Genomic DNA, 12082 nt, shown 5'->3' on the forward strand with positions numbered 1-12082 from the left:
ACCTGATACTAACTACTTGCTACTATCCTTCGATTCTTCTTTTTTCAGATTACCCGCTAATTGTGGGTTTTGCGGAGGAAGTTTCTTTACATCCCTTTCTACTTCTGTTTGTTGTACAGATACGGCGTAATCTGCAGGTTCAATGTGGCTGCCGGATGCTTCGGCGTAAACCTGGGTAAACTCGGCACCAATGTACAGGATTGCCGATGTATAATAGATCCACACCAAAATAACAATGATGGACCCCGCCGCGCCATAGGCCGAGCCCTGCGCTGTATATTGGATATATAAGCTGATAACGTATTGGCCAAGCATAAACAATAGCGCGGTAAAAAAAGCACCGGAACGAACATCCCGCCATTTGATTTTCACATCGGGTAAAAACTTAAATATGATACCGAAAAGTGTGGTTATTACCACCAGGGTAACACCAATGTTAATTCCTTTTAAAACCAACCGGGTTACAGCAGGTAAAAAATGCGCAAGCCAGGTGTTTAGGGCATCCATAACCAAATTGATGGCCAGTGTTGCCAATAACAAGAAGCCCAGGCTGATGATGAGCGAGAATGACACAAAACGATTTTTGAGTAGCTGAACCCACCCGCGTTTAGGTTTAGCTTTTACGCGCCATATAATATTTAATGAATCTTGTATCTCGATAAAAATACTACTTGCACCCAACAGCAGCGTAATTATGCCAATTACTACAGCGATGCCCGATTTGCCGGAAAGCGCCAGGTGTTTTAATATGTCCTGAATTTGCTGTGCCGGGCCAGATCCAACATAATGAGCTATCTGAGGGTAAAGCCTGTCTGTAGCCGCATCGTGGCCAAAAACAAGTCCTGCTACTGAAATTACGATGATCAATAAAGGAGCTATTGAAAAAACAGTATAATAAGCCAGCGAAGCACTTAACTTTAAGCCGTTATCGCTTATAAAACCACTAAAAGTAGCTACCAATACTTTCCAAAGTTGTTTTAAATATTCTTTACTGAAAACGCTCATGTGTTGTAAGTTAATTGCCATTGCCAGGTGTTTAGCAATTTTGATGCCTTTATAGCATTGGGTTGTAAAATTACCTTTTTATAACGCTGTAAAAGGAATGTCTAATAACTGATAATCACGCCAGCCATCAAAGTCATAATGCCACCACTCGGTAGGTAATACCGTAAAGCCGTGGGCATGCATAATTGTTTTAAGCAATTCGCGGTTGGCAATTTGTAACGGACTTGCACCAGGGTAGTTTGCCGATGCTTTCTTGCTGAAGCTATCGAAGCCCGTGGGCATATCCAGTTCTTTACCGCTTTTCAGGTCGATCAATGTTAAATCGATAGCGCATCCGCGGTTATGCTTGGAGCCGAACCAGGGCTTGGCCACAAAATTGGTGTCGGCCGTGGTTTCATAAAATTTTACGGTGATGGCGTAGGGGCGGTAAGCATCAAAGATCTTTAATCCCAGTCCGCGTGTTTTTAAATCGGCCTCTACCTGCTGTAACGCTAAAACTACCGGTAAACGCGCATAGGCTTTGGCTTGCGGGTACATGCGCCGGTGCATAAAGTTATTGGCGGTAGCATAGCGGATATCCAGCACAACCGATGGGATGTATTTTACAATTTCAACCAACTGCTTGTTGGCGTTGGCCTTAACTTGTTTTTTATAATTATCGATGCCGCAAATCCGGGTGCTATCAATGTACTTATAATGCTGTGCCTGCACGGTTACCCCGATGACGGTCAATAACAACACCATGATAAGCCGGCGTATCATTAATGTTTATCGGTTAGATACAATAAGCAGGTCGAGATCTTTACAAGGGATAGAAAAACGCTCGCCAATATATTTATTGGTGAGTTGTCCCTGGTAAATGTAAACAGCCGCACGCACGCCCGACTTTTGCCAGATCACGTTTTTAATGCCGCCCTGTTCGCCAATGTCCAGCAAAATAGGGGCAAAAATATTGGTAAGGGCGTAGGTAGCGGTACGGGCCACCCTTGAGGCAATGTTAGGGACACAATAATGGATCACATCATATTTACGGAACACCGGGTGGGTATGGTTAGTAACTTCCGAGGTTTCAAAACAACCACCCTGGTCAATACTTACGTCTATCACCACCGAATCGCGTTTCATGCGGCTTACCGTGGCTTCTGAAATAAGCATCGGACTACGGCCATCTTCGGCACGGATAGCGCCAATGGCCACATCACAGGTGGTAATTGCTTTTTCAAGTACAATAGGCTGTACAACCGATGTAAAAACCCGGGCACCTATATTGTTTTGTAAGCGGCGAAGCTTATATATCGATGGATCAAAAACTTTTACTTCGGCGCCTAAGGATATGGCAGTACGCGCAGCGTATTCGCCAACTGTGCCGGCACCTAATATTACAATTTCTGTTGGTGGCACGCCGGTAATGCCGCCCAGCATCAGACCTTTGCCTTCAAAAACGTTGCTTAAATATTCGGCAGCTATGAGTATGGATGTGGCACCCACAATTTCGCTCATGGCCCGTACTACGGTTAATGAGCCACCTTCGTCAAGTAAATGCTCAAAGCAAAGCGCGGTAACATTTTTTTTCATGAGGGCATGCAGGCAATCGGCCTTTAACGTGGCCAGCTGCAGTGCCGAGATCAGGATTTGCCCATGCTTCATCATTTCAATTTCCTGCGGCATAGGCGGGGCAATTTTAATAATGATATCGGCTTCGTAAACAGTTTTGGTATCGTAAACTATAAGGGCTCCCTGCTCGCTGTAATCTTTATCACTAAAATTGGCGGCCTGCCCGGCATTGCTTTCCAGCATTACCCTATGGCCATTGTTTACCAATAAGGCTACCGAAAGCGGTGTAAGCGGAATCCGGTTTTCCTGGAAAGAGATTTCCTTGGGAATGCCAATAAATAGTTGATTTTTTTTGCTTTTAACCTCCAGCATCGACTCCTGGGGTTGCATCATTGCCTGCTTGGCAATATCCGAAAACCCGCTGATTATCCCTGAACTCATGTATATGTTTTTTTCTGGCTGATGAAGATAAGAAAAAAGGAATTATCCTGAAACTAAATATTTTCGACCGTAATCTGCCTTGCGCCATCGTCCAAAACCCGGATGCTGATGTTACTATAACGTTCGGGCAGCAGATCTGGAATTTTCCCGGGCCACTCAATAAAGCACCAGGCCCCGGCATAAAAATATTCTTCATAACCCATATCCAGGGCTTCTGTTTGGTCTTTAAGTCGATAAAAGTCGAAATGGTAAATTTTATCTTTAGCGGTGTGGTATTCGTTCACTATCGAAAATGTAGGGCTGCTGATGTTATCCGTTGTACCCAGGGCCTTGCACAACTCTTTAATTAGGGTAGTTTTCCCCGCCCCCATATCACCATAAAATAAAAAGATCTTATTACCGGCTGCATGCTCAATAATAGCCTTAGCGGCCTCGGGTAGCTTTGTTATGGATTGGATAGTTAATTGCATGGCAGCCCCCTCTAAATCTCCCCCGGTAGGGGAGACTTTTTATTAGTTCTTTTTAGTTTATTGAAGCCCTCCCTTCCGGGGAGGGTTGGGTGGGGCTAAAATAATCAAATATTTTCAACCTGTGCTTTCAGGAATTTATCGGCTACTTCAATATGCCAAATATGCCCGCAGTTATCAAACTCAATTCATTTACAGGCCGGAATCTTTTTAATGATTTCGGTGCTCATATCCCGTTCTGCCATCCATTATCTCAAAGCGGCATCAACTCGCGTAATTTTACGTTTATATGGGCAACATATTGAGTAAAAGCACGCTATGCATTTCAGGCAAAACACCCCAACTTTGAAATAAATACCTGATCAAACCTACTTTTCTACATTAAACTATTGCTATCTACAAATCATTGCACCATGCTGTCGGCATTTTTGCGTGTTTTGGTTTCATGCAATAAAAGGAATACAAACAAATAAATAACCAGATACAGGGAAGCCGAAAACTGATTCAGAGTAGGCAACAAACAAACATCAACAACAAATGAAAACTACCCCAAAAACCGCAGAAGGCGCTGCTCCAGAAGTAATTGCCTGTTCGCTAAAAATGCTGCCACAAGATCAATGGATCCCGGCTTCAGAAACGGCTATCAGGATTAATCCGGCCAACAAGGCACACCTTCACCAGTTTAGGCAGGCATTTGGCGATACCGTAATTGAGCCAGCTCACCTTGCCCTGCTTACCGCTAAAAGATGGCCATCAACCGGCGTGAGTTTAACGGTTAGCTTTTTAGAGGCTATTGACCCTGCATTGGCCACCCGCATATTATCGCACATGAACTCCTGGAGCCAATATTGTAATGCCAAATTTACCCAGGTACCTTCAAACGGGCAGGTACGTATTAGTCTTGTTGGCAGCGGTTACTGGTCTTATTTGGGAACCGACATTTTACATATTGCTGCCGGCCAGGCTACCATGAACCTGCAGGGTTTTAGCATGGCTACAGCCGAATCTGAATACCACCGCGTGGTGCGCCACGAAACAGGGCACACTTTAGGTTTCCCGCATGAGCATACCCGCAGCGAAATTGTAAACAGGATTGATCCGGTTAAAGCTAAAGCCTACTTCCTGGCAAATGATGGCTGGGATGCCAATATGGTAACCGCCCAGGTGTTAACTCCCTTAAATGACTCGGCCCTTATTGAAACCGCTCATGCCGATCCAAATTCCATCATGTGTTACTGGCTGCCGGCATCTATTATGAAAGATAATATTGCTGTGGCCGGCGGTACTGATATTGACGCGCAAGACCAGCAGTTTGCAAACCAGGTGTACCCATTAACTCACAAAATACTTATTAAGGAGCACAAAGATGTGAAGCTTGAAAAGGTTGAGCACAAAGAAAAAAATGAGAAGATAGAGCATAAAGAGAAATTAGAAAAAATTGAGCACAAGGAAAAAATAGAGAAGATAGAGCATGTTGAGAAAAACCTGATCATAGACCACAAGGTTATTGATCATAAGGTTAGCGATATACTTCACCCTAACCCACCTATCGTTGTAGGCCCTACCCCAGGTCAGGCCCCATCCGGTCTTGAACAAAGGGTGCAGGAATTAGAGGCCGTGGTTACTTCGCTCACCTCATTTATTGATAGCAGCTTACGCCCTAACCTAAGCAAGGGAGCCCTTTCAAACGAATAATTTTTACCCGGCAGGTGTAACAAGGGATTGCCTTTTTATGCCTGCCATTTTACAACCAACCATGCTTTTAATTATTGCCCACCACCATGATGCCGAAGCGCGATGGCTTTGTAAAATCCTAAAGGAAAGTTACAACCAGCCGCTTCACCTGTTAATGCCCGAAGCTTTGGGGATTGATTACAGCATATCCCTTCAGCTTAAAAACGACGGCCTCCACCATGCATCCGTTTTTTTTCATGAGGGCAAAGTGCTTCTTGATTGTAACGATGTAACCTATGCCATTAACCGCCTGAGTTATATTGATCCAATTGTTTGGAAACATACCAATGCTGATGAACGGGCCTACGCCACTAACGAGCTGAATGCCTTTTTTCCGGCGTTAATCCACTCGTTAAAATGCCCTGTAAGCAACCGCATTTATAATGGCGCGCTTTATGGCGATAATAGCTTTGCTGCCAAATGGGGCATGCACCTTTATGCGCATGGCATCCCGGTTGATGCCTTGTTAACCGATGCTACCGGCAAACTTTACGAAAAACTACGCACCATTCCAGCCGAAAAAATAAACAGGTTAATGTATACCAACAACCAGGTTATTTTACCCCCCGGCCAGGAGCCTATCATTAATTTTGAAGCCATTAAGCAATGTATTTTAAAAAAAGATGAGCCGGAAACCCTGGAGTTTATTTTCATAAAGAAGCAAAACAACAGCCCTCAGCTGGTGCAGATAACCAAAACGCCTTCGTTATCCTGTTACGGCAATATGTTTGCACAAACTATTTATAACCACATTAACAACCTACGCTATGATCATATTAATGGGGATACCCAGCGAAACACCCTTGCGGCTGCTTGCTGAAGCTTGTAATGCCAAAAGGATACCTTATGAATTATTTAACCAGCGGCAACAGGAAAGCTGGACAGTAACTTACGATTTCAGGCTGCCGGGCGATGGCATGTTAAGCAATGGAACCAGGCAGCTTAAACTTAATGACTGCACCGGGCTTTACCTGCGTACCATGGACCATACCCAGGTGCCCGAGTATGCCCAAACAAAAAAACAGGTTGGGATCAATGGCATGTACGAGAAACTTTTTCAGCTTATTGATTCAGAGAGTGATTGCAAAATAACCAACCCGCCATCGGTGCAAATGTCAAATAATTCAAAACCCTATCAGTCGCAGATCATTAAACAATACGGGCTTGATATCCCTGATATGTGCATTACCAGCAATGAGGATGAGGCCCGGGAATTTATGGCAAAGTACAAAGCGGCCATTTATAAATCAATAAGCGGCACCCGCAGCATTGTAAAACAGGTTGATGAGGCGGCACTACAAAATCTGCATAAAATAAAATACTGCCCCGTACAATTCCAGGAGTGTGTTACCGGCTTTAACGTGCGGGTGCACGTGGTTGGGCAAAGAGCCATAGCCACCAAAATTTGCAGTAATGCCATAGATTACCGCTATGCCCGCGCCGAAGGTAAGCAGACCACGCTTGAAGCCTATGACTTACCGGCCCACCTTGCAGAAAAATGCATTGCCCTGGCCCATGGTTTACACCTGCCCTTTGCTGGTATCGACCTCATGATCACCAACGATGGCCGCACCATATGTTTTGAAGTAAATCCATCGCCGGGCTACAGTTATTATGAACTAAACACCGGGCAGCTCATTAGTCATGCACTGGCAGATTATTTGGCAAACTGATAAACCGCAGGCGTATAAGCTATACACAACGGTTATAACGTTATTACCTGGTTTTGGATAGCATACAGCACCAATCCCGTACGCGATTTAAGGTTAAGTTTTAAAAACAACGATTCGCGGTAGTTGTCAACCGTGCGGGGGCTTACGCATAGTTTATCGGCAATCTCTTTATAGGTTAGCTCCGAACAGCTGAGCTTTAAAAACTCGATTTCATTTTTGGAGAATGATGGCTCGGTTTGCTGATTGGCTACCGAGCGGATGAGCTTGCCCGAAACCAATTCATTGATAAAAACACCTTTTTCATATACGGTTTTAATGGCGTTAAATACCTCGCGCGGATCGGCTCCTTTCAGCACATAGCCGGCGGCCCCGCATTTAATCATCTTTATAACAGCCTTATCGTCCTCGTACATGCTTAGGGCCAGTACTTTTATTTGAGGATGGTGCTTTTTTAACCATGTTGTTGCCGCGTAGCCATCCATAACGGGCATGTTCAGGTCCATCAAAACTACATCGGGAAGGGTGTTTTTAGGTAAAAGCTGTTGCATATGCTCGCCGTTGTTGGCTTCAAAAACAACCGTAAGACCTTTAAACTCTTTCATTAAAGCGGCTACGCCATTCCTGAACAGCGTATGGTCATCTACAATAGCGATATGGATAAGGTTAGTTGCTGTCATTGTGGATAAGGTATAAATACATGAATAGTTGTACCGCTGCCCGGCAGCGAGTTAATGGTTGTTTCGCCGCCAATCATTGATGCCCGTTTTTGGATGTTTTGCAGCCCCATCCCAATTTGCTCTGCCGGTAATTCATTGATGCCGAAACCAACACCGTTATCTTCAATGCTTAGTTTTAAACAGGCATCGGCATAATTTAAATCGATATGGATGCAGGTAGCCTGGGCGTGTTTGATGGTGTTGTTGATGATCTCCTGCAAAATGCGGAACAAGATGAGGTCCTTTTCGGGATTGCCGGCCGTGCTATCAAGTCCTTTACAGGTATAATTAACCTCATATACCCCTGTTTTTTGTAGCCAGTTAACCTCTTGCTTAATAGCCTCATGCAGCCCCAGACCAACCAATTGCTCACCCTGTAATAATTTGCCCAGCAGGCGCATTTCCTGTATGGAACGGGCTGTAAGATCAATAGCATCGTTTACCTTTTTCAGCATTGCATCCGGCTCGCTGTGGGCAATTGATTTTAAGGTAAAGGAGGTAAGGCTAAGTAACTGCCCTATATTATCATGCAAATCGGCACCAATGGTTTGCATGGTTTGCTCGCGTATTTCGTGCTGGGTTTTTACAAGTTCGCTGTTAAAATCCTGTTCCATCTGCATCTTTTCCTCCGCGTGTTTTTTTTTGCGTCCATTATAAATAACCAGGTATGACACCAGGGCTGCCGGTGCTAAAAAGAATATAGCCGACGCTATGATGATTGGCCAGGTAATATCTTCATTTCCCATCGTTTACAAATAAATGAATAACTCCAGCATCCGTATAATACAATGTTAAAAGCGTTATAAATATAATAAGTTAAATGCTTTATGGATTTCATTTTTTCGGGCGATAGGTGTTCGAAAAATATATTACATGCCGTGGTCCCAAAATAAAAAAACAACACACCGGCTACCCACCAAAAATCGCCAGAATATAGTAGATTGGTATAAGCTTCGTCTTTAAGAAGATAATAGTAATATAAGAAACTCAATAGTATAAATATAACGAGCATTACCGTGTTAGTTAACTCGTTATAAACGTAAATGCCGTGGCTAAATAACTCATATAAATAAATTATCATGAGCAAGCTAAAGCTGCTCATGATAATTATAAAACTGTTAGTGTATTTTTTTAACAGATGCATAAACATCATGCCGATAAAAAACGCCTGGGCGATGAGTAGTATGTTATAAAGCCAAACATTTGGATGAACATGAACTCTATCTGCCAGGTATAAATCCTTCAAATACTTACCGGTAAACTCAGTTACACAAGTAATAAACAGGAAAACTATCCAGCTTTTCCAGAATATGTCATTAACCTTTCTTAGCTTAACTACTGCAATAATGAAACAGCAAACCTCGGCAATTGTATTTATGGTTAGATATTTTAGTAACATAGGTATCTGTTATTTTTTAATCAAGGCTGAGGTAGCGTTGCTCCTTTGCAATTGTTTGGGCATTGTTCGCCGTTATCGGTTAGACCCTTGGTTAAAAAGCATTCATAGTAATCAGTATTAATATTTTTGTTTTGCGGGTCCTTCGTGGTGGTGATTATGAAATTATGCGTATCATCTTTATGCTTACTATCGGCAGGCTGAAACCCAAGATATATTCGGATTCCGGTTACGTTATAATCTTTAGGGGCGGCATTTAGTTCACGGTCCAGGTAATCAATAAAACCTTTGCTAAACCATTCACTTTTTGTTTCAATATCAATTGTATTATAATCTGGTTTAGTATAAGCAGTTGCCCATTCTTTCGCCACCGCGCAATCAACCTGGTGTTCTGCTTGCAAAGTACAATTTGCCTTGATGCACGGATTAGCATAAAATAACAATGCACCACCTTTATCGCTTCCATTTTCGTCCTTTGCATTAACTATAGCAGTTTTCAGGAAAGATGAAGAATGTTTAAAGTAATCTAAATGTATTTCTTTGGTCGTGTCCTCCGGATTTGGCCCATCATCAACAGTCGTTACCCAAATAAATGTATTCACTCCATCTGCCTTTCTTGCCAAATAGATACGAACGCCATCGGCAGGTTCATTATGTAATAATACATTGAGACTATCGATAAATGCTTTAGTAAACCACGAAGATGTCTTTGTATCCAAAACTCCGGGATCATCTTTAAAATCCTGAACCATTTGATTGGTTTTTTCATAGCTATATCCACTTAATGAATACCTAAATGGAGTTAAATCTTGTAGAAGTGTTTCTTTGTTACCCGTATCTGATTTAACGGAATCTGATTTTTTCATCTCTGATTTACCGCGATTTGATTTACATCCGCAGATACTTGCTGCTACTAATGAGATAATAAAAAATTTAAACAGGGACTTTTTCATGATGTTTAGGATTAGGGTTTGTGCTTAAATATAGTTAATAGTTGTTAAAAATTGTATCTCAAAGTTCCATAAGTGGATTGTTACCGGGCAGGTAGCTTACACGGTATTTATTACCGTAAAAATACCCTGCTGTTTAAGGCGCTTTCACGCTGAAACATGCACACATGCCTTGCGAAATTTGGATCACACAATAACCTCTAAACTTTAAAGATCATGTCAAAAAATGAAGGATTAACTTTTGAAGAAGTTAACAACCATGTTGAAAAACATTTCACAACAGAAACTCACGCAGCATTATCAGCTGGTGGTACCGATATCTGTAGTATTTACACTATAGTTAGGCCTATTTTGGTTTTGGTATCGCAGGCCATTTTTATTCCGCAAAAATGGAGAGAGGCAGTGAAAATTTTAATTGGCGCAATAGATGCCATCTGCCCAGGCCATTGAGCGCTAAATGATATCGCCGGGATTTATTATACCGGGGATATCATTTAACAGTTAACTAAGCCAGGTATATCTGGTAACGGCACCCGCGTTCCGTTAGCCGAAAACACGGCTTTACCAACAGAATTGGATTACGTGTTGAATAAACTTAAAGAAAATCTTCGCTCACACCTTGATCCTGTAAAAAAAGTAAGATCTGTTATTATCTATACTTCGTTTCGCTCATTCCTGCTCCAACTTTTTTGTCGCAAACTCCCCCTCACAATGTCATAAACCGACCCTTTTATTTGCAGGTTAAATGATAGTTTTGTTTAACCAATAATGCCAAACATGAAAACTGTATTTGACAAAGCAACACGCCATCAATTAATTACCCGCATTAACACCCTTGACGAGAATAGTAAAGCCGAATGGGGTAAAATGAATATTTACCAGATGCTTAAACACTGCACCCTGGCCGAAGAACTATACCTGGGCTATAGTACCCATAAACGCGTGTTCCTGGGCCGGCTGATTGGCAAAATGGCTTTGAAAGGTATGCTTAAAGATGAAACGCCGATGGCCCGCAACGCGCCAACCAGTCCGCAATTTATAGTAGCTGAAACAAGCGGCGATATTGAGGTACAGAAAAAGCGCTGGATTGCGCTTACAGAGGAGTACGCCAGCTTTGATAAACCGGAGTTTGTACACTGGTTCTTCGGTAAAATGACCAGGGAGCAGTTAGGCCGGTTTGTTTATAAACATACTGATCATCATTTGAGGCAGTTTAATGCGTAGAGGGAGAATCAAGGATTAAGAGTCAGGAACCAAGACAAAAGGCCGCGTTTTATTGGGGAACATTAGCCTTCAATTTGTGACCGATACTTGCTCTTCAGCATCTGACAGTTCCTTTTTTATCCGGCCCATAGCTTTTATAAACCGGATAAAGAACCAGGTGTGGATACAAAAGAAGGGCAAAGCTGCGGCTGCAAACAAGGGCCACATATCTGGTTCATCCGTCGAGTCGCTTGTGGTAACAAAAATAATGATAAGTAAAACCGGGATAAGATACCAGGAAAAGAAAATATAGCTTTTTTCATTCCTTACATCGGGATATAGGTTAAGGAACAATGTGGCAGCACCGACAACAAGCACTATTGCCAAAATAGCACCCAGTATACTCAACACCAAAGCGGCCTGCTTTCCCTCAAAACCTTCCGACGGTTTTAACAATACCAACTGTATGGCTAAACAAGCCGCAAGCGGACTAAGAACCAACGTGGTCAGCCAGCCCTTACGAAGTTGTTTTAAAATTATATCCCTGGTCATCTGAATTAATTTGTTACAATATACAAAATCAAATAGTTAACCTCCAAACTCAACAATCCCGGTTAATTGCTCAACCGGGATCAATTGCTTAAATAATAATCTAACTAAAACACAATTGAGGCTTAGGTTGATGAAAACACCAACCCAAACGCAATTTTAATTGGCAGGGTTCAACGTTCGTTTGGCCGTTATGGCTTTTTGATAATCATAAGCAGCGTTGTTAACCGATGGTGTTGCCTTCACCGTTTCTTTAACCTGCTCCTTGGGGGCAGCAGGTTTAGGGGTGACTTCCTTTTTGCAGGATACCGTTGTTGCTATTGCAGCAAGGGCCAGTAGTGACAAATGCTTTTTCATCATTTTGATTTTTTGATTTAAAATTTCCCGTTTATAT

The 12082-nt window shown here is 42.5% G+C and carries 15 protein-coding genes; 5 read left to right on the plus strand and 10 right to left on the minus strand.

Translation table 11 applies throughout. The annotated features are described in order from the left end of the window. Positions 1-12 precede the first annotated feature (12 nt). From FHS10_RS26155 to tsaE, 4 genes are all read right to left on the minus strand, one after another. Positions 13-1005, minus strand: a complete 993-nt coding sequence (locus tag FHS10_RS26155; protein ID WP_259096865.1) for a YihY/virulence factor BrkB family protein — start codon at positions 1003-1005, stop codon at positions 13-15. A gap of 78 nt (positions 1006-1083) precedes the next feature. Continuing rightward, positions 1084-1767, minus strand: coding sequence for a M15 family metallopeptidase (locus FHS10_RS26160; RefSeq protein WP_259096867.1), 684 nt, complete (start codon positions 1765-1767; stop codon positions 1084-1086). Positions 1768-1773: 6 nt separating this feature from the next. Next, entirely contained in the window at positions 1774-3000 is a 1227-nt protein-coding gene (locus FHS10_RS26165; protein WP_259096869.1) for an alanine dehydrogenase, read from the minus strand. A gap of 53 nt (positions 3001-3053) precedes the next feature. Next, positions 3054-3470, minus strand: coding sequence for a tRNA (adenosine(37)-N6)-threonylcarbamoyltransferase complex ATPase subunit type 1 TsaE (gene tsaE / locus FHS10_RS26170; protein WP_259096871.1), 417 nt, complete (start codon positions 3468-3470; stop codon positions 3054-3056). A gap of 534 nt (positions 3471-4004) precedes the next feature. On the opposite strand from tsaE, the gene FHS10_RS26175 reads away from it, so the two are divergent. Genes FHS10_RS26175 through FHS10_RS26185 form a run of 3 tightly spaced genes read left to right on the plus strand, consistent with a single transcriptional unit; the run spans position 4005 to position 6874 of the window. Next, positions 4005-5162 (plus strand): M12 family metallopeptidase, encoded by a 1158-nt coding sequence (locus FHS10_RS26175; protein ID WP_259096873.1) that lies wholly within the window; start codon positions 4005-4007, stop codon positions 5160-5162. Between the two features lie 37 nt (positions 5163-5199). Further along, positions 5200-6021, plus strand: a complete 822-nt coding sequence (locus tag FHS10_RS26180; RefSeq protein WP_259096875.1) for a hypothetical protein — start codon at positions 5200-5202, stop codon at positions 6019-6021. Next, positions 5969-6874, plus strand: a complete 906-nt coding sequence (locus FHS10_RS26185) for an ATP-grasp domain-containing protein (RefSeq protein WP_259096877.1) — start codon at positions 5969-5971, stop codon at positions 6872-6874. The genes FHS10_RS26180 and FHS10_RS26185 overlap by 53 nt, the downstream gene beginning before the upstream one ends. Before the next feature lie 32 nt (positions 6875-6906). Here FHS10_RS26185 and FHS10_RS26190 read toward each other — a convergent pair whose 3' ends face one another. Genes FHS10_RS26190 through FHS10_RS26205 form a run of 4 tightly spaced genes read right to left on the minus strand, consistent with a single transcriptional unit; the run spans position 6907 to position 9939 of the window. Beyond that, the gene (locus FHS10_RS26190; protein ID WP_259096879.1) at positions 6907-7551 is read right to left on the minus strand and encodes a response regulator transcription factor; all 645 of its coding nucleotides are present in this window, start codon (positions 7549-7551) and stop codon (positions 6907-6909) included. Then, complete coding sequence (locus FHS10_RS26195) at positions 7548-8336, minus strand: sensor histidine kinase (protein ID WP_259096881.1); 789 nt, start codon at positions 8334-8336, stop codon at positions 7548-7550. Before FHS10_RS26195 ends, FHS10_RS26190 begins: the two co-directional genes overlap by 4 nt. Continuing rightward, a complete protein-coding gene (locus FHS10_RS26200) occupies positions 8300-8989 on the minus strand; it encodes a hypothetical protein (protein ID WP_259096883.1) in 690 nt (229 codons plus the stop codon). The genes FHS10_RS26195 and FHS10_RS26200 overlap by 37 nt, the downstream gene beginning before the upstream one ends. A 20-nt stretch (positions 8990-9009) precedes the next feature. Beyond that, the gene (locus FHS10_RS26205; RefSeq protein WP_259096885.1) at positions 9010-9939 is read right to left on the minus strand and encodes a hypothetical protein; all 930 of its coding nucleotides are present in this window, start codon (positions 9937-9939) and stop codon (positions 9010-9012) included. 213 nt (positions 9940-10152) lie between these two features. Here FHS10_RS26205 and FHS10_RS26210 point away from each other — a divergent pair, with 213 nt between their 5' ends. Continuing rightward, the gene (locus tag FHS10_RS26210) at positions 10153-10386 is read left to right on the plus strand and encodes a hypothetical protein (protein ID WP_259096887.1); all 234 of its coding nucleotides are present in this window, start codon (positions 10153-10155) and stop codon (positions 10384-10386) included. A 327-nt stretch (positions 10387-10713) separates the two neighbouring features. Next, positions 10714-11160 (plus strand): DUF1569 domain-containing protein, encoded by a 447-nt coding sequence (locus FHS10_RS26215; protein ID WP_259096889.1) that lies wholly within the window; start codon positions 10714-10716, stop codon positions 11158-11160. Between the two features lie 69 nt (positions 11161-11229). On the opposite strand, the gene FHS10_RS26220 is transcribed toward FHS10_RS26215, so the two are convergent. Then, a complete protein-coding gene (locus FHS10_RS26220) occupies positions 11230-11691 on the minus strand; it encodes a hypothetical protein (protein ID WP_259096890.1) in 462 nt (153 codons plus the stop codon). A 156-nt stretch (positions 11692-11847) separates the two neighbouring features. Beyond that, positions 11848-12045, minus strand: a complete 198-nt coding sequence (locus FHS10_RS26225; RefSeq protein WP_259096892.1) for a hypothetical protein — start codon at positions 12043-12045, stop codon at positions 11848-11850. Positions 12046-12082 lie beyond the last annotated feature (37 nt).

Origin of the sequence: Mucilaginibacter dorajii, from assembly GCF_024808255.1 — a bacterium.
GTDB classification, from domain to species: domain Bacteria; phylum Bacteroidota; class Bacteroidia; order Sphingobacteriales; family Sphingobacteriaceae; genus Mucilaginibacter; species Mucilaginibacter dorajii.